We start from the raw sequence: 20,726 nt of genomic DNA, 5'->3' as shown, positions 1-20,726 counted from the left end.
GTATTAAGAGTGATGAGCCCCTTAGTCCCGAAACGTGACTGCCGCGTGCTCCTACGGCCGCTCTTTGGTGATCTCGTCCCCATATCGGACGGACAGCATTCGGTCCCAAGGTTGCCGTCGGCAGCGCACATTTTCCAGCCAAGTGGAATCACTTGGCGTCGCAGAAATGCGGCTAAGGCAAATAGATGGAGCCCATTTCAATTTGAACATATCCCGCCCTAGTCGGGGCGGCGATAGGCCTGGACTTCGCCTGGCTCGCTCAGGCTCTGCAGGGTGCCAGGTGCGGCGCCTCCGATCCAGCCCAGCACCGAGCGGGCGAGTTCGGCGCCGGCCAGCCGGAAGTTCTCGTTGACGACCAGCAATTCGCTGCGAAACAGGTGCAGAAGCTCCGACGATTGTTTGGACACCACATCGACATCGCGGCCAAGCTTGAGGCCGGCGTCTTCGATGCCGGCGACGATGGCGAGCGTCGCGGCGGCGGCGCTGCTGATGAAACCGTCCGGCCTGACATCGCGGCGCATCAACTGCGCCGTCCGCATTCTGATCTGCTCGATCGAATGATCGATCGAAACGGTGTTGAACGGGATCTCGCTGGCGCCGACCTCGCTCAGCGCATCGGCAAAGCCGGCGAGCGTGTGGCCGTGATAGGTCAGCTCGACCGGCGGCGCCAACAGAGCCATCCGGCGGCGGCCGAGGCCGGCCAGATGGCGCACCGCCTCGGCTGCGAAAGCGTAATTGTCGAAATCGTGATAGGGATGGATCAGCCCCATGTCTGTGCGGCCATGCGTGGCAAAGGGGATGCCGCGCTCCAGCATATAGCGGGCTCTCGGATCGTTCGGCTGCGTGCGCGAAATGATGACGCCGTCGGCTGAACCGGTTTCCACGAGGTAACGGATCGGGTCGAGCGGATCCTGGGAGCGCGAATAGGGTGTCACGATCAAGTGATAGGGCGTGTCGGCGATGACTTCCGAAACGCCGTAGATGATGTCGGAGACAAAACTCATGATCTCGTGCTCGGTGTTGAGCACCAGGCTGATGACATTGGTCTTGCCGGTGCGCAGGCGGACGCCGGCACGGTTGGGGCGATAGCCGATCTGCTTGGCGACAAGCTGGACGCGCCGCCGGGTCTCGGCGCCGATCTCGGGGGCGTCCTTCAACGCACGCGACACGGTGGTGACGCCCAGCCCGGTCATGAAGGCGAGCGTCTTCAGCGTCGGCCGGCCCTGGCCCGACGCGTCGTCGGCCTTCTCTTTTTGATGCCTGTTCATTCGTCCCGCCCCGTCAGGCGCATAGCAGTTGCCGGACAGCCCGGCAATCGGCCGGCCGCGGGCACGCCGCGGCCTTCACCGAATGAGACCGCTATATACTGAAACGTTACAGATTGTCACGACCATTGCCACACCACTGGTGACAGATGCAGAACGAGCGGCGCTGCAATCGGCGCAAAACAGCGATTGGAACGGGATTTTCCGATTTTTCGGCGCCGCAGCATTCTATTTTGCAGTGCAACCTCTCTGGTTGCGATGCGGTAGGCCAGCGAGCCGCGCGATTTTATTCGCGCTTCGAAAAAACTTGATGCCACCTTCGCCTGAGGGGTTGCGCGCCTCAAGCAATTGCCGTATCGAAAATCTGTAACGTTTCAGATTCTGGGAGGAACGAAATGCGATACCAACTCATGACTGCTGCGCTGGCTGCGACGGTCGCGCTGCAATTCGCCGGCCCGGCGGCCGCGACGGATCTGGAAGTCACCCATTGGTGGACCTCCGGCGGCGAGGCGGCAGCGGTCGCAGAACTCGCCAAGGCTTTCGACGCAACCGGCAATCACTGGGTGGACGGCGCCATCGCCGGTTCCGGCGGCACGGCGCGGCCGATCATGATCAGCCGCATCACCGGCGGCGACCCGATGGGCGCGACCCAGTTCAATCACGGCCGGCAGGCGGAAGAATTGGTGCAGGCCGGGCTGATGCGCGACCTCACCGATCTCGCCACCAAGGAAAAGTGGACGGAAATCGTGCAGCCGAAGAGCCTGCTCGACGGCTGTACCCTCGACGGCAAGATCTATTGCGTGCCGGTCAATATCCACTCCTGGCAATGGCTGTGGCTGTCGAACGCCGCCTTCAAAAAGGCCGGCGTGCCCGTGCCGAAGAACTGGAATGAATACGTCGCTGCGGCGCCCGCGCTGGAAAAGGCAGGCATCCAGCCGCTCGCGGTCGGCGGCCAGCCCTGGCAGGCCTCCGGCGCTTTCGACGTGCTGCTTGCGGCGGTCGGCGGCACCGACGCCTTCCTCAAGGTCTACAAGGACAAGGACGCCGAATTCGCCGCCGGGCCCGAAGTCGCCAAGGTCTTCAAGGCCGCGGACGACGCCCGCAAGATGGCGAAGAACACCAATGTGCAGGACTGGAACCAGGCCACCAATCTGGTCATCACCGGCAAGGCGGGCGGCCAGATCATGGGTGACTGGGCGCAGGGCGAGTTCCAGGTTGCCGGCCAGACCGCCGGCAAGGACTATACTTGCCTTCCGGGCCTCGGTCTCAACGAGGTCATCGCCACCGGCGGCGACGCTTTCTACTTTCCGCTGCTGAAGGATCCCGAAAAATCGAAGGCACAGGAAGTGCTGGCCCACACGCTGCTCGATCCCAAGACGCAGGTCGCCTTCAATCTCAAGAAAGGTTCGCTGCCGGTGCGCGGCGACGTCGACCTCAAGGCGGCGAACGACTGCATGAAGAAGGGGCTCGAAATTCTCGCCAAGGGCAATGTCATGCCCTGGACCGACCAGCTGCTTTCGCAGGATACGCAGAAGCAGAAGGAGGATCTGTTCTCCGAGTTCTTCGCCAAGCAGGACATGACCGTGGAAGATGCGCAGAAGCGCTTCGCCGCCATCGTCGGTTCGGCCGATTGAGCGATCGACCAACCGCCTCACTCCCGCCCCTGCGAACGCAGGGTCGGGAGCTTGGGTCAAGGCCTCTTGACCCTCCGGCCCTTCCCCGATCCAGCGCGGCTGTGCAGATGAGCAAGAGCGAACGCCCGAGCCAACTCTTTCGCAACCTCAATGCGAAAGTCGCTTCGATCCCGATGATTTTCACCGCGCTGGTGATTTTTGTCGGCGGCACCCTCTGGACGGTGTTGTATTCCTTCACAAATTCCAAGCTGCTGCCGCGGCTGCACTTCGTCGGTCTCGACCAGTACTATCGGCTGTGGGCGACGCCGCGCTGGCTGATCTCGATCGAGAACCTGCTGATCTACGGCGTGCTGTCGCTGGTGTTCTCGCTTGTCATCGGCTTCCTGCTTGCTGCCTTGCTCGACCAGAAGATCCGGTTCGAGGACACGTTCCGGACCATTTTCCTCTATCCCTTCGCCCTGTCCTTCATCGTCACCGGTCTGGTCTGGCAGTGGCTGCTCAACCCCGAATTCGGTGTCCAGGCAGTGGTGCGCAGCCTCGGCTGGACGAGCTTCAGCTTCAATCCGCTCTATGATTCCAGCATCGTCATCTACGGCATATTGATCGCCGCTCTCTGGCAAGGCACCGGGCTCATCATGTGCCTGATGCTGGCCGGCCTGCGCGGCATCGACGAGGATATCTGGAAGGCCGCGCGGGTCGACGGGATACCGACCTGGAAGACCTATCTGTTCATCATCATACCGATGATGCGGCCGGTCTTCATCACCACGCTGGTCATCGTCGCCTCCAACATCGTTCGCGTCTACGACCTTGTCGTCGCCCAGACCAGCGGCGGGCCCGGCATCGCCTCCGAAGTCCCGGCCAAATATGTCTATGATTACATGTTCTTCGCCCAGAACCTCGGCCAAGGGTTCGCCGCCTCGACGATGATGCTGCTGTCGGTGATCATCGTCATCGTGCCGTGGGCCTATCTCGAGTTCGGAGGCAAGAAGCGTGTCTGACCATACCGTTTCATTGCCCGCCATTGCCGGCGCCGGCGGGCTCGAAGCCTACGGGCCGAGCGGGCCGAAGCCGCGCCACACATTCTCGCGCCGTAACATCTTCCTCTACGGCACGCTGATCGTGGTGGCGCTCTACTATCTTTTGCCGCTCTACGTGATGGTGGTGACATCGCTCAAAGGCATGCCCGAGATACGCCTCGGCAACATCTTCTCGCCGCCAATGGAGATCACCTTCGAGCCCTGGGTCAAGGCCTGGTCGAGCGCCTGCACCGGGCTCAACTGCGACGGGCTGTCGCGTGGCTTCTGGAATTCGGTGCGCATCACCATCCCGTCGGTGATCCTGTCGATCGCGCTCGCCTCGGTGAACGGTTATGCGCTTGCCAACTGGCGCTTCAAAGGCGCCGACACTTTCTTCATCATCCTGATCGTCGGCGCCTTCATCCCTTATCAGGTGATGATCTATCCGATCGTCATCATCCTGCGCGAAGTCGGCCTCTACGGCAGCCTCAGCGGCCTGGTGATCGTCCATTCCATCTTCGGCATGCCGATCCTCACGCTGTTGTTCCGCAACTACTTTACCTCCATGCCGGAGGAGCTGTTCCGGGCAGCGCGTGTCGACGGCGCCGGCTTCTGGGGCATTTATTTCCGCATCATGCTGCCGATGTCGCTGCCGATCTTCGTCGTCGCCATCATCCTGCAGGTGACCGGCATCTGGAACGACTTCCTGTTCGGCGTCGTCTACACCCGCCCCGACACCTATCCGATGACGGTGCAGCTCAACAACATCGTCAACTCGGTGCAAGGCGTGAAGGAATACAACGTCAACATGGCAGCCACCATCCTGACCGGCCTGGTGCCGCTGATCGTCTATTTCCTGTCCGGAAAATTGTTTGTGCGCGGCATCGCCGCCGGCGCGGTGAAAGGATGATGGCGATGAACGCAAACGGCAGCGTTGCGGCAAACGGCAGCAACGGGGCAAACGGCACCAGCGTCTCGATCCAGAACCTGTCGCTGAATTTCGGCGCGATATCAGTGCTGCAGACGCTCAACCTCGATGTCGCCGAAGGCGAGTTCATCGTGCTGCTCGGCCCGTCCGGCTGCGGCAAGTCGACCTTGCTCAACTGCATTGCCGGGCTGCTCGACGTTTCCGAAGGCCGCATCTTCATCAAGGGCAAGAACGTCACCTGGGAAGAGCCCAAGGATCGCGGCATCGGCATGGTGTTCCAGTCCTACGCGCTTTATCCGCAGATGACGGTGGAGAAGAACCTGTCGTTTGGGCTGCGCGTTGCCGGTCTCGCCAAGGACGAGATCGCCAAGCGCATCGCCCGGGCCGCCGAGATCCTGCAGATCGAACCGCTTTTGCATCGCAAGCCGGCGGCCCTGTCCGGCGGCCAGCGCCAGCGTGTGGCGATCGGGCGCGCACTTGTGCGTGACGTCGATGTCTTTCTGTTCGACGAACCGCTCTCCAACCTCGACGCCAAGCTGCGCGCAGAATTGCGCGTCGAAATCAAGCTGCTGCATCGCAAGCTTGAGAACACCATGATCTACGTCACCCACGACCAGATCGAGGCGATGACGCTGGCCGACCGTATCGCGGTGATGAAGGGCGGGGTCATCCAGCAGCTCGATGCGCCGCAGACCATCTATAACCGGCCGGTCAACCGGTTTGTCGCCGGCTTCCTCGGCTCGCCGGCAATGAACTTCCTCGACGGCAGACTTGACCAAGCGGCAGGCGACTGGCACTTCGTCGCCGAGGATGTGCGGATACCGCTGGCCACCTATGCTTTCGAGAAGGACCCGGTGCCAGGGCCGGCCGTGTTCGGCATCCGCCCCGAGCACGTGGCGTTCAACAGCGGCACGGGATGGCCGTTCGCAGCCACGGCAAATGTCGAGGTCGTCGAGCCCATGGGTTCCGACACGCTGGTCTGGCTGAAGCTCGCCGGCCAGAATTTCACGGTACGGGTGACAGCCGAGCGTACGCCAAACAACGCGGAGGCGGTCGGCATCGGTTTCGACCCGATGCGGGCCTCGCTGTTCGACGCCGCCACAGGTAACCGCCTCTAGAGCCTGATTTTAGCCTCCCAAGACTTTTCCATTTCCCCCCAAGACTAACCATCCCCAAGAAACGGACAGAGACGATGAACTGGTCATTCCAACTTTACAGCGCGCGTAATTTCCAGCCCTGGGAGGGCGTGCTCAAAATGCTGGGCGAGCTTGGTTACAGCCAAGTCGAAGGGTTCGGTGGCGTCTATGACGATCCCAAGGCGTTCCGTGCCGAGCTCGACAAGAACGGCCTTGCCATGCCGACCGGGCATTTCTCGATCGACGCGCTCGAGAAGGATTTCGACGGCGTGCGCAGGACGGCCGATGCGCTCGGCATCACGCTGCTCATCTGCCCCTTCCTGAACGCCGAGTTCAGGCCGGCCGACGCGGCCGGCTGGCGCGGCTTCGGCGAACGCCTGGCCAAGGTCGGCGAGACGGCCAGGAAAGCCGGCTATGGTTTTGCCTGGCACAATCATGATTTCGAATTCAAGGCGCTCGCCGACGGCTCGGTGCCGCAGGACCATATCCTGTCCTCCGCGCCCGACATCGGCTGGGAGATGGATGTCGCCTGGGTGGTGCGGGGCGGCGTCGATCCGCTGCCCTGGATCGAGAAGCACGGCAAGCGCATCGTAGCCGTCCACGTCAAGGACTTGGCCAAGCCGGGCGAGGGCCTCGACGAGGACGGCTGGTCCGACGTCGGCCACGGCACCATCGACTGGCCCGGCCTGATCAAGGCGCTGCGCGCCAAAAGCGCTGCGAAATACTACGTCATGGAACAAGACAATCCCAACGACATCGAGCGCTTCGCCCGCCGCTCCATCGCAGCCGCCAAGACCTATTAGGAGCACATCAGCATGGCAACAAAACTTGGCATCGGCGTGATTGGCTGCGGCAACATCTCGAAGGCGTATTTCTCGCTGGCGCCGCTGTTTCGCGGCATCGAGATGCGCGCCTGCGCCGACATCAACATGGAAGCGGCGAAAGCGCGGGCAAAGGAGTTCAAGCTGCGCGCCGAGACCGTTGAGGGGCTGCTCAAGGCCGACGATATCGACATCATCGTCAACCTGACCATTCCGGCGGTGCATTACGAGGTGTCGAAGCAGATCCTCGACGCCGGCAAGCACGTCTATTCGGAGAAGCCCTTCGTGCTGTCGGTCAAGGAAGGGCTCGACCTGAAGAAACGGGCGGAAAACAAGGGGCTGCGCATCGGCTCTGCCCCCGACACCTTCCTTGGCGGCGCGCACCAGCTTGTCCGCGACCTGATCGACACCGGCAGGCTCGGCAAGGTCACCAGCGGCACCTGTCATGTGATGAGCCATGGCATGGAGCATTGGCACCCCAATCCGGACTTCTTCTTCCAGCCGGGCGCCGGGCCGGTGCTCGATATCGGACCCTATTACATCACCAACCTGATCCAGCTGATCGGGCCGGTGAAGCGGGTCGCTGCCTTCGCTTCGATCCCGATGACGGAACGCATCATCAGCTCGAAGCCGCGCGCCGGCGAAAAGATACCGGTCTCCACGCCAACGACGATCCATGGCGTGCTGGAATTCGAGAACGGCGCCGTTGTGACGCTCAACACCAGCTGGGATGTCTGGAGCCACGGCCACGCTCCGATGGAGCTCTATGGCGAGGCGGGCACGGTGTTCGTGCCGGATCCGAACTTCTTCGGCGGCGAGGTGCGCTACACCGAAGCCGCCAAGCCGGTGAAGAAGCTGCCGAAATGGCCGCATCCGTTCGGCGTGCCCAACGAGATGCATTCGCAAGGCATGATGGCCAACTACCGCACCGCCGGTTTGGCCGACATGGCGATCGCGATCAGAGAAGGCCGGCCGCACCGCTGCTCGATGGAACTGGCGCTGCATGCCGTCGACGTCATGACCGGCCTGTTGCGTTCGGGCGAAACCGGAAAGTTCGTCGCCATGCAGACCAGCTGCGAGCGGCCCGCGGCACTCGGCGTCAAGGCGGCGAAGGAGCTGCTGGCGAAGAAGAAAACCAAGTAGGCGGCGCACCTCCCAAGCACCGCAAAAAGCCTCTCCCCGTTTGCGCGGGGAGAGGCTAAGGGTGGGCCGGCCTCGACTTGCCCGTCATCGCGGCGGCAGCTGTCGGCTCGTTTCGATATGAGGATTTCCCATGCCCTATGTTCCCGCCGAAAACCGCTACGAAAAGATGGTCTACAATCGCTGCGGGCGGTCCGGCCTGAAGCTGCCGGCGATCTCGCTTGGGCTGTGGCACAATTTCGGCGACGACACGCCGCATAGAACCAAGCAGGCGATCACGCGCAGGGCCTTCGATCTGGGCATCACGCATTTCGATCTCGCCAACAATTACGGCCCGCCGCCCGGCTCGGCGGAGCGGGCGTTCGGCGAGATCCTGCGGACGGACTTTGCCGGTTATCGCGACGAGCTGATCATCTCGACCAAGGCCGGCTACGAAATGTGGGCAGGACCTTATGGCGAATGGGGCGGCCGCAAGTATGTGCTGGCCAGCCTCGATCAGAGCCTGAAGCGGATGGGACTCGACTATGTCGACATCTTCTATTCGCACCGCTTCGACCCCGACACGCCGCTGGAAGAGACGATGGGCGCACTCGATCACGCGGTGCGCTCGGGCAAAGCGCTCTATGCCGGCATTTCCTCCTATAATTCGCAGCGCACCCGCGAGGCCGCCGACATTTTGAAGCAGCTCGGCACGCCTTGCGTGATCCATCAGCCGAGCTATTCGATGCTCAACCGCTGGGTCGAGGATGATGGCCTGCTCGATACGCTGGAGGGGCTTGGCGTCGGCTCGATCGTGTTCTCGCCGCTGGCGCAAGGCATGCTGACCGACAAATATCTCGGCGGCATCCCCGATGGCAGCCGCGCCAGCCAGGGCAAGTCGCTGCGCCCGGCATTCATCAACGACAAATCGATCGCCAATATCGAGGCGCTGAACGTCATCGCCCGCCGCCGCGGCCAGACGCTGGCGCAGATGGCGCTGGCCTGGGTGCTGCGCAGGGGCAGGGTCACATCGGCGCTGATCGGCGCCAGCCGGCCGGAACAGGTCGAGGATTGCGTCGGGGCGCTGAAGGCGCTCGACTTCAGCGATGCCGAGCTCGCCGAGATCGACACCTTTGCCCGCGAGTCCGACATCAACCTCTGGGCGGCATCGGCCGAGCGCAAGGGGCCGCCGAGGAAGTAGGCGACGACGGTATCCGGTGGCCGAAGGGCGACGGCTTCCGGGACGCTGAGCATGGAATGGCCGGGCAGCTGGATGGGTATTGCAAGAAGGTCGTTTCGCCCGATTCGGGGTTAGGCGATGAATCAGGAAACCCGGCTTTTTGGCGCTATTGCGGTCCGCCCCGCCATCCTATCCCTCATACCCCAGTTCGAAACGGCCACAGGATTCACGGTTGCGGTCAGGTGGGAGCTCAATCCGACAGTAAAGAAGCAGATTGAAGCTGGGGAAGCTTTTGACCTCGTCATCACCAATCCGGACCTGGTTCAGGATCTGACTGCCTCGGGAAAGGTCAAGGCGGGGAGCCAGGTGGCGTTTGGCCGGATAGCAATGGGGGTGGCAGCCAAGGCAGGCAGTCGACCGCTCGATATCGGGTCCGTGGAAGCATTCGAACAGGCGTTGAAGAGCGCCAGATCGATCGCCTACGCCAGTGAAGGAACCAGCGGTGGCTACTTCTCCGGTTTGCTGGAACGTTTGGGGATAGCGGATGAGGTGAAGCCCAAGCTGGTAGCCATACCAGGAGGACAGACAGCGCAAGCCGTGGGCCGTGGGGAAGCCGAGTTGGGGGTCGTTCCCGTGACTTCGATTTTCGCGGCCGCTCCCGAGGTCGTGCTTGTCGGTCGGTTTCCGGCAGAACTCCAAAGTTACGTCGACTTCGCCATTGGCATCAGTGCCGGTTCAACGAACGCAGAAGCTGCCGAGCGGCTGTCGGAATTTCTGATGTCGGCAGCCGTTGACGACATGCTGGCGGCAAAGGGTGTCGAGCGCCGCTAAGAGCGTGCGATGAATCACGCCAGAGGCACGTTGGGGATTTCTCCTCAAACAGGCTCTAATTTTCGGCTGCCTTGATGTTCCGCGCGGCTTGCTCGAGCGTCGCCCTGTCGTTGCCAAGCCTGTCGATCAGCTCTTGCGCCTGATCACCGGTTATCCCGGTGCGCATCGCCAGTGCCTCGACCGTCAGAACGTCGGAACTGGCGATCGTTCCAGTGGGACCGTGCTCGGCCGCGTCATCATCAGCCTGGCCGGTCGTCGTCTCATCGTAGCCAAGCTCTTGCTTCGCCTGCTGCCAATGACGCTCATGCGCGCCATCCGGGCGGCCCTCGCGCATCCAGATTTCATAGGCTCGCTGCCGAATCTTTTCATGCCGATCGTTGTCCATGACGGTTCCTCCCTTGTGGCGTTTTCACCAACGCGGGGAGCGCCGGAACGATCCTATGTTCAGGCCGATTTCGCACACTGCCGGACAAAACCCGGTCTCTCATCGAACAAACACCGGACAGATGCGTTTTGCGGAGGAACCTAGATAGCGGGCCGGCCGTTGAGCCGAACCTGAGCAAAGGAGATTACCATGGCCGACGAACCGAACGAATCCGCAACACCGAAGATGACTCAACGTGAAGCTCAGGAAGCCCTGGAAAAGCAGGTCGCGCAGCTGAAGCGCGAGATAAGCAAGATCAATCGGACCTTGGCCGAACGCGCGGAAGAGGCGATCGAAGACGCCGGCGACTGGTATGACAGCGCTGCCGAGCGCGCCTCGCGGACGGCACAAGCCCTGCGCAACAGGGCGCAGACGGTTTCCGGGGTCGTCCAGGAGAATCCCGGCACGGTATCGTCCGCATTCATACTCGGAGCGGCCGTAGGGGCGCTACTGGGCCTCGCCTTGGCCGCCACAGACCAGCGCCGCGATCGCTGGTTCTAGTCCCAACCTAAGGTTCCGGGCAGAAACGGCGGGATTGCTCCCGCCGTCATTCAGCAAATGACACCGGTCAGGGCGTGGCGGGCTTCTGCGCCGTGCCGAGGGCTTTGGGCGCTGCAGGCGCTGCCGTCTTCATCTTCTCCTCGATCCAGCCGGTGTAATTCGCCAGCCGCGTGTAGATGCCGTAGGCGTTCTTGTGGCCGCAGGCGGTGCTGCCGTCGGCCGGACCTTCGCCCCAGCTGACGACGCCAACCTGCACCGGACCATCGGCGCCGGTCATGAACAGCGGTCCGCCGCTGTCGCCATTGCAGGCGTCGCGCTCGCCGCTGACGGTGCCGGCGCAGATCATGTTGCCGGTCAGCGGATCGGCCATATCAGCAGCAATTGCATTGGCGGCCGCCTCGATGCCCCTTTCCGAGTAACGCATGCGGCGGGCGAGCTCGCCGAGGGCAGCCTTCAAATCACGCGCATAAATCGCCCTGATGCCGTTGTTGCAGGTTGCGTTCGGCTGGAGGTCCAAGTCGGCAACCATCAGCGCGGTGGGAAATGTTCCGTCCTGCATCTTGCCCCGCCGGTGACCGTGGTCTTGCCGGCGTCGGGGGTCGGCTCACGGGCAATCTTGATGGTCGGGGCATCGGCCGGCTCGGCCAGCCGGATCAGGCCGAGATCGTTGTCCAGCGTCTGCTCGCTGTAGCCCTCGTTGACGATGATCTCTACCGCCTTGTAGCGCTTGCCCTCGCTGAGATCGGTGGCGCCGGTGAGCACGGTGACCACATCAGGCGAAATCGGCTCGCCGTCGTCGTTGAGGCAGTGCGCCGCCGTCAGCACCCATTGCGGCGCGATCAGGCTGCCGCCGCAGAACTGCGCATTCGCCTGCGAGGCCGGACTTTCGTCCAGTTTGCCGGTGGTCAGCAACGCCACCTGGAACGGATAGGCGCCCTTCTCGGCCTCTTTGCCGCCGTAGACGCGATCGGTGCCGTCGGGGTTCTCCGCCTTGGCTTTTGCCCTGGCCTCGGCCACGCGTTTCATCGGCGAGATCGCCGCCTCCGGCCGGGCGGCCGCGTCCGTGGCATGAACGGAATTGACGACCGGCAAGGCCGCCGCGATGGCAAGCAGCGAGGCTGCAGCAATCGGTCTGAACCTATGGATGATCTTCACCTCGAACCCCCTGAGACGATGTTCCGACAGATCAGCCTCGACGCGTGATCCACTGAAAGGGGAACCGGCCGGTGAGCCGATCATGCGCCGATGTGGAGCGTGATCCGTCAAAAAACCGAGTACCACTTTTGCTAAATCGTGGTGTCGAGCCAAACCCGCCCAAATCTATAATCCCCCACGGGCTATGTGGAAGCAATTTGTCGTTGCCAATGTTGGATTATTTTAGGCAGTATACCGTTGCGGGCATTTTTGGCGGGGACCTAAACTGGCTGCACTGAATAATGGCCCGGTAAAGGCGCCGGCAACCAAATTCATTTTTCGGCGCCACCACGATCTCGACAATATTTCTATATCTTGATCCAGTCCTTGCTGACTTTTGGGAGAGTCTCACCATGACAAAACTGACACAGTGCATTATTGCGTCCGCGTTGCTTTCCACCGCAATGTGGGCGGTTCCTGCCTTGGCTGCCGAGCCAGGTTCCGCCAACGCCGGCAACGGCGAAAGCATGCGTGACGTGACATCGGGCGATTACAAGCCTGGCCGGGCGAAACCGATCGCCCCGCCGAAACTGACCGAGGACGAGGCCAACCGCGCCGCGCCGCTCACCGACGAAGCAACGGCCGTCAAATCCTATGGCATCGTCGGCCGCTCCGCCGATGGCAAGGACATCAAGATCGATCCGAACGAGACGCTGAAGGACCTTGTCATCAAGGAAATGAACGCGCCCGCCGAGGGACAGAAGTCCCAGAATTCCGGGCTGAGCGGAGGCGAAGAGGCCGGCCGCCAGGTGTTCGGGACGGACGACCGGGAGCAGATCAAGAATACCAAAACCTACCCGTTCACCGCGATCGGCTACCTCGAAGGCAAATCGAAGAGCGGCAGCTATGGCAGCTGCTCGGCGACGCTGATCGGCCCGCGCACGGTGCTCACCGCGGCGCACTGCCTCTACAGCCACGAAGACAAGGCCTGGCTGGACGATATCCTGTTCGTGCCGGCTCTCAACGGCAAGACTGCCGACGACGCACCGTTCGGCGCCTTCACCTATGAAAGCGCCTATATCGTCCAGGGCTTCATCGACAATTATCAGGGCTTTTACGGCTCGGTCGTGCCATGGGATCTCGGCATCGTCACCTTGAAGCAGGATGTCGGCACCAACCTCGGCTGGCTGGGCTATGCCGATTATGTGGATCTCGGCGACTTCACCGCCAACATCGTCGGCTATCCCGGCGACAAGCCGATGGGCACGATGTGGAAGGCGACCTGCGAAGTGCTCGCCGAACACATCGCCACCGAGTATTTCCAGTACGACTGCGACACTTATCCGGGATCGAGCGGCAGCTCGGTCTACGCTTATGACAATGGCTCAAAGCAGCGCGTCATCACCGGCGTGAACGTGGCCGAGAGCCCGGATGCCAACACCGCCGTGCGTCTGAACGCCATCAACGTCCAGTGGATCAACAGCCTGTACAAATAGGCCTGCAGAGTTCCCGCCGCGATCATCGCGGAGAACTAGCCGGCGGCGGAGCATTTCCGTCGCCGGCTTCGCATTTTTCGGGATTATCTGGACTGGGCCGAGGGTGGCGCCTGGCGGACATAGTTCTCGATCGGCTGGGCGAAAGTCGGTGAACCGGCCTTGCGCTCCTTGTCGATATAGCCGGCAAAATAGCTCCAGAAGGAAGCGGCATAGTCGCGGAAATAGGAGTCGGCGACCTCACGCGAGCACAGCCCGCCTTCGACGCAGGAGGAAAGGCGGTTGAGGAAATAGACGATGCGGTCGAAATTGTCGCTGAACTCGGCAAGCGGCATGTCGCCGCCGGTTGCGCTCATCGCTTCGATGCCGATGCGTTGTCTGAACACCTGTTCCTCGGTCGGCGTCGGATTGGCACTGAGCAGATTGCCGTATTTGGCGTTGAGCGCCGCCAGGCGTTGCTTGAGGGCCCGTTGCGCCTGCTGGTAATCCTTGCTTTCCCAGAGCTCGACCAGCGACATCGTTTGCTCGACGCGCTTCTGCTCCTGGTTCGCCAGGAACTGGTAGACCGAAAAGATCAGGGTGAAGATGATCGCCAGGCGCACCAGCAATCCGGACCAGGCATAGACGAGCATGCGCCAGTCGCGATCGGTGAATGGGTTCGCCTCCTTCTTGACCTCGTGATTGCTCACCCACGGCAGGCCTTCGACGGTTTCCGGCAGCGACACCGGCTTCTTTTGCGGCACCGGCGCCGTCACTGCCTGCTGCGTTGCGTTGCCCCCCGCTTTCGTCATCCGCAGCTGTCCAGGTCTATGGTGGCGGACGGGTCGAGCACGATGCCCGGCGTCTCCAGCTTCTTCTTCAGGCAATCCAGCTGCGCCCGCGAAACGATGAACTGCACGTCAGGCGCCACCTGCGCCTTGCCCGGCGACGGCAATGGTTCGACCACGCCGCGTGAGGTGCAGCTGCTGAGATCGACGATGACGGCGGCGTTGCCGGTTTTGGCGATCTGGTCGTACTGGTCGAGAAAGCAGCTCGCCAGTTCGGAATTGATGACGACCTCCTTAGCGCAAAGGCCGCAAGCCTCGTCCGCCGAAGCATTGGCGGCCAGCAGCAGCCCGGCGACAAGACCGGCGGTTGTTGCGCGCCACGAAAATACGATCCTGTTCACGAACGCCCTCATCCGTTCCGTTCGGCCGCCGACAGCAGCGGTCGAAGAATGTTCATTATCAGCCGATTAGGCAAGAGGCCCGGCCGGGCACCTGACCCCGCCTCAGGCGCGCGGCACCGTCTCCATCGGGAAGATCATCACGGCGCCCTTCGACCCCTTGTCGTCGGTGAGCCGCATGGCCGAACGCGTCGCCGGCGCCCTGCCGATATCGGCCAGCATATCGGAGAAGTTTGGTTGTCCAAGTCCGCGCGTTACAGAGACAACGCCCTCTTGCGCCAGGAAACTCAGATCCTGCTTCTCGCTCTGCGGCGGTGCTTCGGTCAAGACGGCGATCATCCGCTCCATGCCGAAGCTGGTGTCGGTGAATTTGAACAGGCCTTCCTCGAGCACGGCGCCTTCGGTCAGGCGCTCGGCAAGAAAATGCTGGATGGAATAGTCGGAGCCGACATAGAGCACGTTGATGTCGACCAGATCGGTCGAACCGTTCCTGGCCAGCACGTGGACCTGATCGTCGGGCGAAACACGCGGCACCGTCGACGGTTCGATCGGCTGCAGCGTGTCGCTATCAAAACGCTTGATCCGGAACTCGACGCTGACCTCTTCCGGCCGATAATCGGAAGCGGCGGCCAGCCTCGACAGGCCGATGGCGCGGAAGATTTTCGTCAGGTTCTTGGCCGCTGCATCGACCAACTTTTCGCGGTCGTCCGGATGAATGACGATCATCGGCGGCTTGCTGCCCTCCTTGAGCGTCATGTCGCCCGAAGCCGGCAGGAACCACAGCGCCGGCGCGTCGGTGGCATCTTCGGCGGCGCCGGCAATGGCGTTCTCGCGCAGCACGGCGAGACGCAGATCTGCGCTCTTGCCCGGCTCGACCAGCGCGATGTGGAACCCTGAGTTCTCCCTGGCCGCCAGATCGTCGAGAACCGAGTTCGCCAGCGCGGCCTCTTTCTCGAGGCCTTTGGTCGCCGCCGGCCGCGCAATCACGAGCTTGTAGTCGACGGCGAGCTCGGCGAGCCGGGCATAGGCATTGGCGGGGATGTCGGCCAGCTTGATCGCCGGCTTGCCGCCGAACTCGACCGGCTTGACCCGGCTTTCCAGGTTTTTCGCCGACTGCACCTGGAGATAGCCAAGCGCGTTCGACAGCGGCGACAGCGCCGAGGGCAATATTGCGAGCCTGCTGCCTGGGGTGAGGCGATGCAGCAGTCCGGCGCCGATCGTGGCTTTGTCGTTCTCGATGACGATCGGCCATTGCATGACCGCGTCTGTCTTGTCGGTGCCGAAGACGCGGGCGTCGAGTTCCCCTTCGAACAGCGGCGTCGGCCGGGTGCGGCCGTCCGCCGAATATTGCTGCAGCACGGCCTGGCCGAGCTGGCGGTAGGTGATGTTGGGATTCTCGGCCAGTTTCGACAGGATGGTGAAGGTGAACAGCCCGAATCGAGGCGCATCGGCCGTGCCCTTGGGCAGCGGCATCTCGGGCGTCGTCTCCACCGTCTGCGCCGCGTAGAAGGCGACCAATTTGCCTTTGGTGGTCGGCTCGGCGCCGGTCGGCGTCAGCTTGAAGGCCGGCTTGCGCTGCCCGTCCTCGTCAAAGCCGCGCGGCGCGGCCGACGCAATCTCGTCATAGGCTTTCACCGCAGCCGCCCTGGCAGCGTCGTCGCCGCCGACCAGATCGGCGAACTCGACCTTGCGTTCCAGCTCGTCGTCGACCTCGGCGGCGCGCGTCGCAGTGCCGGAATGGCAGCAGTCGAATACGGCCCAGATAAAGGCGCCCTTGTCGCGGATAGCGTCGAGCGCGGTGCCGATCTCGTTGTCGACCAGCGCATTGGGCACGCCCGTTTCGCGGTTGACCCATTTGTCGATGTCGGACGGCAAGAAAATCTCGTCGAGGCCGTCCGTCTCGTCGCCCTTGTTCGCCGCCGGCTGCTGCGCGCCGTGACCGGACAAATGCAGGTAGACGAAATCGTCACGCTGGACCCTGGCGGCAAGGTCGGCGAGTGCTGCCTTGATCGCCGCATGTGTCGGCGGTCCGTTGGCGCCTTCGACATCCTTGGCGAGCAGCGCGACGTTTTCGGCTGAAAACTTCACCGGCGCGGGCGTGTACTTCAGGAGGTAATCGCGCACCAGGCCGGCATCGTTCTTCGGTCCGATCAGCCAGTTCTTCTTCGGCAGGTTCGGATAATCGGTGCAGGCAACAAGCAGCGCATGGTAGGTGCGCGCCGCTGCGAATGCCCGAAACGGCACCAGGCCGGCAGCGGCCAGCGCGGACGTGCCGGCAAGCAGCGTCCGCCGCGTCACCTTGATCATGATTGCTTCCCCAAGCCCGATCGAATCTTCAAGCACGGCCAGCCTGGCCGAGGATGTCAGTATTTTGAATATGGGCGTCGCCGGCCAGCCGACCATCGGCTGCGAATACAAACAGTAGCAAAAAAGGCAGTTCGTCGCTATCTCAGTGGAAGAGGCCGGATTGCATGCCTAATGGCAGCGATCGGCACGGAAGCGGCTTGGAACGGGATCATGGCGGCAAGGGATGTACTGACGAAGAACCAGCTTTGCGTTCTCGAGAAACTCGAGGCCGCCAGCGGGCCGCTCAGCGCCTATACGTTGCTCGACCAATTGCGCGAGCGCGGTTTTCGCGCGCCGCTGCAGGTCTATCGGGCGCTCGACACGCTGGTGAAGTCCGGCTTCGTGCACAGGCTCGAAAGCCTCAATTCCTTCGTCGCCTGTGCCGAGCCGCACGACCACAGCCATTCGATGACGGCGTTTGCCATCTGCGACAGCTGCGGCCAGGTGACCGAGTTCTCCGACCACGATGTCGGCCACCGGCTCGACGAATGGGTGCGCTCGACCGGCTTCGCCGCCAAGAAGGCGGTGATCGAGTTTCGTGGGACTTGTGCGAAGTGTTTGGCTGAAGCGGCTTGAAGGCCGGTTAGGCCGCAACATAGCGGTGGCGACCTTTTGATGTCGGCAGGACAGAGGGGGCGCGAAAGATCGCTACAGATTACAATTGGTCGGCCGCGGACGTCCGCACGCTAATGCGCCTCTTCCCAGTTGTCGGCGGCGCGGGCGTCGACGTGCAGCGGCACCGACATCGACACCGCCGGCATGGCGGCGTTCTCCATGACGTGGCAGACGACCGGGATCGTCGCCTCGACCTCGGCTTCGACGGTCTCGAAGACCAGCTCGTCATGCACCTGCAGCAGCATGCGGGCGGAAAGCTTGGCTTTTTCCAGGGCATCGTCCATGCGGATCATGGCGCGGCGGATGATGTCGGCGGCGGTGCCCTGCAGGCGGGCGTTGATCGAGGCGCGCTCGTTGAAGGCACGGACCGAAGGATTTGACGATCTGATTTCCGGATAGTGGATGCGGCGGCCGAAAATGGTTTCGACATAGCCGTGCTCGCGGGCATAGGCCTTGGTCGCATCGATATAGTCGCGGATGCCGGGGAAACGCTCGAAATATTTCTTGATGTAGTCGCCGGCTTCCTCGCGCGCGATCGACAGCTGGTTGGCGAGGCCAAAAGCGGAAATGCCGTAGATGATGCCGAAATTGATCGCCTTGGCACGGCGGCGCACTTCCGAAGGCATGCCCTCGACCGGCACGTTGAACATTTCAGACGCGGTGATGGCGTGGATGTCGGCGCCGTCGGCGAAGGCCTGCTTGAGCTGCGGGATTTCGGCGACGTGGGCGAGCACGCGCAGCTCGATCTGGCTGTAGTCGGCGGAAACCAGCTTGTTGCCCTTGTCGGCAATGAAAGCCGTCCTGATCTTTCGACCCTCGACGGTGCGCACCGGAATGTTCTGCAGATTGGGATCCGAGGACGAAAGCCGCCCGGTCGTCGTCGCGGCAAGCGCGTAGGAGGTGTGGACGCGCTTGGTGTCGGGATGGATGAAGCCGGGCAGCGCGTCGGTATAGGTCGATTTCAGCTTGGTCAGCTGGCGCCAGTCGACGATCTTGCGCGGCAATTCATGGCCTTCGGCGGCGAGGTCTTCGAGAAGCTGCGCCGAGGTCGACCACTGGCCGGTCTTGGTTTTGGAACCGCCGGGCAGGCCCATCCTGCCGAACAGGATGTCGCCGAGCTGTTTTGGCGAGCCGATGTTGATGCGTTCGCCGACCAGCTGGTAGATTTCGTCCTCAAGCCGTGCGGCACCCTGTGCCAGTTCGCCGGAGAGCCGCGACAGGATCTGCCGGTCGACGGAGATGCCGCGCTGTTCCATCCGCGCCAAGACCGGCACCAGCGGCCGTTCCAGCCGTTCATAGACCGAGACCAGGCCCTTGGCGGCAAGCCGTGGCTTCAGCACCTGCCAGAGCCTGAGCGCGACGTCGGCGTGCTCGGCGCCGTAAGCCGTCGCCTTGTCGAGGTCGGCCTGATCGAGGCCGACGAAGCTTCTTCCCGAGCCGGCCAGTTCCTTCAGCGGAATGGTCGCGTGGCCGAGCCATTTATCGGCCAGCGCCTCCAGGCCGTGGCCACCGTGGGTGCCGGCCTCGAGCACGTAGGAGATCAGCATGGTGTCGTCATAAGGGCCGACCTCGATGCCGTGACGGCTCATCACGACAAGGCGGTATTTCATGTCCTGCACGATCTTGAGGACGGACTTGTCCTCGAGCAGCGGCTTGAGCAACGCCAGCGCGTCGCGGACCGGGATCTGGTTTTCGACCGCGCCGCCGCCGAGCAGGTCGCCATTGCCGTTCTTATGGGCAAGCGGCACATAAGCGGCATGGCCAGGCGCGACGGCCATGGCAAGGCCGATCAGTTCGGCCCGCATCGGATCGGGCGAGGAGGCCTTAACGTCGAAGGCGACGATGCCTCTCTCCATCGCCTCGGCGATCCAGACCTTCAGCGTCGCGGCGTCGCGGATGCAGGCGTAGGCGCTGGTGTCGATCTTGCGGGCGGTGGCAGCCTCCAGGCGAAGCGCCGAAAGCAGGGATGGGGTGTCGCCTTGCTTGGCTGCGGTCGGGGCTTCGAGTGCCGCTTCGTCCGGCGGCGGCGCGCTCTCGGCGACCGCGGGCAGGCCAAAACCCATATCGGGGCCATGCGCGGTATCGGCACGCTCTATGGTGACGGGAGTGGCTGGAACATCGCCCGCGTCGGTTCCGGTCGCTTCGGCCACGCGGCGGGTCAGCGTCGAGAATTCCATGGTCTTGAGAAAGCCGATCAGCCTGGGGCCGTCCGGCGCATGCAACACGAACTCGTCAAGCCCTTCGGTCACCGGCACGTCGTTCTTCAGCCTCACCAGGTCACGCGAAATGCGCGCCTTGTCGGCATTGGCGATGATCGATTCGCGCCGCTTGTCCTGCTTGATCTCGCCGGCGCGGGCGAGCAGCGTGTCGAGGTCGCCGAACTGTTCGAGCAATTGCGCCGCCGTCTTCGGCCCGATGCCGGGCACGCCCGGCACATTGTCGACCGAATCGCCGGTCAGCGCCTGCAGGTCGATCATCTTCTCCGGCGGCACGCCCCATTTCTCGATCACCTCGGAAACGCCGATCTGGCGGTCCTTCATCGGGTCGTACATGGCAACCGTTGGGCCGACCAGCTGCATCAGGTCCTTGTCGGAGGAGATGATGGTGGTGTCGGCGCCGGCTTCGCAGGCAAGCCGGCAATAGGTGGCGATCAAATCGTCGGCCTCGTAGCCTTCCGTCTCGAGGCATGGCAGGTTGAATGCCCTGGTCGCCTGGCGGATCAGGCCGAATTGCGGGATCAAATCTTCCGGCGGCGCCGAGCGGTTGGCCTTGTATTCGGGGTAGAGGTCGTTGCGGAAGGTCTTCGACGAATAGTCGAAAATCACGGCGAAATGCGTCGGCACGATGCCGACATCGGTGTTGCGGGCGTCCTGCGTCAGCTTCCAGACCATGTTGCAGAAGCCGAGCACGGCACTGGTTGGCAGCCCGTCGGACTTGCGGGACAGCGGCGGCAGCGCGTGATAGGCACGGAAGATGTAGCCGGAGCCGTCGACAAGGAAGAGATGATCGCCTTTTTTCATGCCACGAGGGATAGCGCGGCGCAGCGCCGCGGTCCATGCCAAAGGCGGCTTGCGCCAAGGGTTCCGGCAACACCCTGACAAATGGCGTGCGAGCT

19 protein-coding genes are annotated in these 20,726 nt (G+C 62.8%); 11 read left to right on the top strand and 8 right to left on the bottom strand.

Features of this window, described 5'->3' with window-relative positions; genetic code table 11:
• Positions 1-218: 218 nt before the first annotated feature.
• Positions 219-1,268, bottom strand: coding sequence for a LacI family transcriptional regulator (locus NKH42_RS22665; protein ID WP_352506636.1), 1,050 nt, complete (start codon positions 1,266-1,268; stop codon positions 219-221).
• Positions 1,269-1,660: 392 nt separating this feature from the next.
• Between NKH42_RS22665 and NKH42_RS22660 the strand changes: the two genes are divergently transcribed.
• The 8 genes from NKH42_RS22660 to NKH42_RS22625 all read left to right on the top strand — a co-directional run bounded on the left by NKH42_RS22660 (position 1,661) and on the right by NKH42_RS22625 (position 9,933).
• Complete coding sequence (locus NKH42_RS22660; RefSeq protein WP_352506635.1) at positions 1,661-2,899, top strand: ABC transporter substrate-binding protein; 1,239 nt, start codon at positions 1,661-1,663, stop codon at positions 2,897-2,899.
• Positions 2,900-3,006: 107 nt separating this feature from the next.
• Entirely contained in the window at positions 3,007-3,900 is an 894-nt protein-coding gene (locus NKH42_RS22655; protein WP_352476374.1) for a carbohydrate ABC transporter permease, read from the top strand.
• The gene (locus NKH42_RS22650) at positions 3,893-4,828 is read left to right on the top strand and encodes a carbohydrate ABC transporter permease (RefSeq protein WP_352476375.1); all 936 of its coding nucleotides are present in this window, start codon (positions 3,893-3,895) and stop codon (positions 4,826-4,828) included. Before NKH42_RS22655 ends, NKH42_RS22650 begins: the two co-directional genes overlap by 8 nt.
• Positions 4,829-4,833: 5 nt before the next feature.
• A complete protein-coding gene (locus NKH42_RS22645; RefSeq protein WP_352506634.1) occupies positions 4,834-5,964 on the top strand; it encodes an ABC transporter ATP-binding protein in 1,131 nt (376 codons plus the stop codon).
• Between the two features lie 74 nt (positions 5,965-6,038).
• Positions 6,039-6,785, top strand: coding sequence for a sugar phosphate isomerase/epimerase family protein (locus NKH42_RS22640; RefSeq protein WP_352506633.1), 747 nt, complete (start codon positions 6,039-6,041; stop codon positions 6,783-6,785).
• Positions 6,786-6,797: 12 nt separating this feature from the next.
• Positions 6,798-7,946: a Gfo/Idh/MocA family protein gene (locus NKH42_RS22635; protein ID WP_352506632.1), complete on the top strand. Its 1,149-nt coding sequence runs from the start codon at positions 6,798-6,800 to the stop codon at positions 7,944-7,946.
• A gap of 130 nt (positions 7,947-8,076) precedes the next feature.
• Positions 8,077-9,123 (top strand): L-glyceraldehyde 3-phosphate reductase, encoded by a 1,047-nt coding sequence (gene mgrA, locus NKH42_RS22630; protein ID WP_352506631.1) that lies wholly within the window; start codon positions 8,077-8,079, stop codon positions 9,121-9,123.
• A gap of 117 nt (positions 9,124-9,240) precedes the next feature.
• On the top strand, positions 9,241-9,933 hold the full coding sequence (locus tag NKH42_RS22625; protein ID WP_352506630.1) for a substrate-binding domain-containing protein: 693 nt from the start codon (positions 9,241-9,243) through the stop codon (positions 9,931-9,933).
• Between the two features lie 55 nt (positions 9,934-9,988).
• On the opposite strand, the gene NKH42_RS22620 is transcribed toward NKH42_RS22625, so the two are convergent.
• Positions 9,989-10,318 (bottom strand): DUF2934 domain-containing protein, encoded by a 330-nt coding sequence (locus NKH42_RS22620; RefSeq protein WP_352506629.1) that lies wholly within the window; start codon positions 10,316-10,318, stop codon positions 9,989-9,991.
• Positions 10,319-10,507: 189 nt separating this feature from the next.
• Between NKH42_RS22620 and NKH42_RS22615 the strand changes: the two genes are divergently transcribed.
• Positions 10,508-10,858: a hypothetical protein gene (locus tag NKH42_RS22615; RefSeq protein WP_352687935.1), complete on the top strand. Its 351-nt coding sequence runs from the start codon at positions 10,508-10,510 to the stop codon at positions 10,856-10,858.
• Between the two features lie 67 nt (positions 10,859-10,925).
• Here the strand turns inward: NKH42_RS22615 and NKH42_RS22610 are convergent, their stop codons facing one another.
• Positions 10,926-11,417 (bottom strand): trypsin-like serine protease, encoded by a 492-nt coding sequence (locus tag NKH42_RS22610; protein WP_352506627.1) that lies wholly within the window; start codon positions 11,415-11,417, stop codon positions 10,926-10,928.
• On the bottom strand, positions 11,387-12,013 hold the full coding sequence (locus NKH42_RS22605; RefSeq protein ID WP_352506626.1) for a S1 family peptidase: 627 nt from the start codon (positions 12,011-12,013) through the stop codon (positions 11,387-11,389). The genes NKH42_RS22610 and NKH42_RS22605 overlap by 31 nt, the downstream gene beginning before the upstream one ends.
• Positions 12,014-12,405: 392 nt before the next feature.
• Between NKH42_RS22605 and NKH42_RS22600 the strand changes: the two genes are divergently transcribed.
• The gene (locus tag NKH42_RS22600; protein ID WP_352506625.1) at positions 12,406-13,488 is read left to right on the top strand and encodes a trypsin-like serine peptidase; all 1,083 of its coding nucleotides are present in this window, start codon (positions 12,406-12,408) and stop codon (positions 13,486-13,488) included.
• Between the two features lie 83 nt (positions 13,489-13,571).
• Here NKH42_RS22600 and NKH42_RS22595 read toward each other — a convergent pair whose 3' ends face one another.
• The 3 genes from NKH42_RS22595 to NKH42_RS22585 all read right to left on the bottom strand — a co-directional run bounded on the left by NKH42_RS22595 (position 13,572) and on the right by NKH42_RS22585 (position 16,957).
• Positions 13,572-14,276: a DUF4760 domain-containing protein gene (locus NKH42_RS22595; protein WP_352506624.1), complete on the bottom strand. Its 705-nt coding sequence runs from the start codon at positions 14,274-14,276 to the stop codon at positions 13,572-13,574.
• On the bottom strand, positions 14,273-14,653 hold the full coding sequence (locus NKH42_RS22590) for a hypothetical protein (RefSeq protein WP_352506623.1): 381 nt from the start codon (positions 14,651-14,653) through the stop codon (positions 14,273-14,275). The genes NKH42_RS22595 and NKH42_RS22590 overlap by 4 nt, the downstream gene beginning before the upstream one ends.
• A gap of 102 nt (positions 14,654-14,755) precedes the next feature.
• Positions 14,756-16,957 (bottom strand): caspase family protein, encoded by a 2,202-nt coding sequence (locus NKH42_RS22585; protein WP_352506622.1) that lies wholly within the window; start codon positions 16,955-16,957, stop codon positions 14,756-14,758.
• 210 nt (positions 16,958-17,167) lie between these two features.
• Between NKH42_RS22585 and NKH42_RS22580 the strand changes: the two genes are divergently transcribed.
• Positions 17,168-17,572, top strand: a complete 405-nt coding sequence (locus tag NKH42_RS22580) for a Fur family transcriptional regulator (RefSeq protein ID WP_023721937.1) — start codon at positions 17,168-17,170, stop codon at positions 17,570-17,572.
• Positions 17,573-17,682: 110 nt separating this feature from the next.
• Here NKH42_RS22580 and polA read toward each other — a convergent pair whose 3' ends face one another.
• Positions 17,683-20,631 (bottom strand): DNA polymerase I, encoded by a 2,949-nt coding sequence (gene polA / locus NKH42_RS22575; protein ID WP_352974442.1) that lies wholly within the window; start codon positions 20,629-20,631, stop codon positions 17,683-17,685.
• Positions 20,632-20,726 lie beyond the last annotated feature (95 nt).

The sequence above is a fragment of the Mesorhizobium sp. M1142 genome, assembly GCF_040318565.1.
GTDB lineage: Bacteria > Pseudomonadota > Alphaproteobacteria > Rhizobiales > Rhizobiaceae > Mesorhizobium.
The sequence above is the reverse complement of the archived record's forward strand: the minus strand, read 5'-3'. Positions and strand labels throughout refer to the sequence as shown.

Excerpts from the sequence above, each read along its gene's own strand:
- NKH42_RS22615 (WP_352687935.1), top strand. The coding sequence starts at position 10,508 with ATGGCCGACGAACCGAACGAATCCGCAACACCGAAGATGACTCAACGT.
- polA (WP_352974442.1), bottom strand. The coding sequence starts at position 20,631 with ATGAAAAAAGGCGATCATCTCTTCCTTGTCGACGGCTCCGGCTACATC.
- NKH42_RS22655 (WP_352476374.1), top strand. The coding sequence starts at position 3,007 with ATGAGCAAGAGCGAACGCCCGAGCCAACTCTTTCGCAACCTCAATGCG.
- NKH42_RS22580 (WP_023721937.1), top strand. The coding sequence starts at position 17,168 with ATGGCGGCAAGGGATGTACTGACGAAGAACCAGCTTTGCGTTCTCGAG.
- NKH42_RS22635 (WP_352506632.1), top strand. The coding sequence starts at position 6,798 with ATGGCAACAAAACTTGGCATCGGCGTGATTGGCTGCGGCAACATCTCG.
- NKH42_RS22620 (WP_352506629.1), bottom strand. The coding sequence starts at position 10,318 with ATGGACAACGATCGGCATGAAAAGATTCGGCAGCGAGCCTATGAAATC.
- NKH42_RS22645 (WP_352506634.1), top strand. The coding sequence starts at position 4,834 with ATGAACGCAAACGGCAGCGTTGCGGCAAACGGCAGCAACGGGGCAAAC.
- mgrA (WP_352506631.1), top strand. The coding sequence starts at position 8,077 with ATGCCCTATGTTCCCGCCGAAAACCGCTACGAAAAGATGGTCTACAAT.
- NKH42_RS22610 (WP_352506627.1), bottom strand. The coding sequence starts at position 11,417 with ATGCAGGACGGAACATTTCCCACCGCGCTGATGGTTGCCGACTTGGAC.
- NKH42_RS22600 (WP_352506625.1), top strand. The coding sequence starts at position 12,406 with ATGACAAAACTGACACAGTGCATTATTGCGTCCGCGTTGCTTTCCACC.
- NKH42_RS22585 (WP_352506622.1), bottom strand. The coding sequence starts at position 16,957 with ATGATCAAGGTGACGCGGCGGACGCTGCTTGCCGGCACGTCCGCGCTG.
- NKH42_RS22625 (WP_352506630.1), top strand. The coding sequence starts at position 9,241 with ATGAATCAGGAAACCCGGCTTTTTGGCGCTATTGCGGTCCGCCCCGCC.
- NKH42_RS22640 (WP_352506633.1), top strand. The coding sequence starts at position 6,039 with ATGAACTGGTCATTCCAACTTTACAGCGCGCGTAATTTCCAGCCCTGG.
- NKH42_RS22665 (WP_352506636.1), bottom strand. The coding sequence starts at position 1,268 with ATGAACAGGCATCAAAAAGAGAAGGCCGACGACGCGTCGGGCCAGGGC.
- NKH42_RS22660 (WP_352506635.1), top strand. The coding sequence starts at position 1,661 with ATGCGATACCAACTCATGACTGCTGCGCTGGCTGCGACGGTCGCGCTG.
- NKH42_RS22595 (WP_352506624.1), bottom strand. The coding sequence starts at position 14,276 with ATGACGAAAGCGGGGGGCAACGCAACGCAGCAGGCAGTGACGGCGCCG.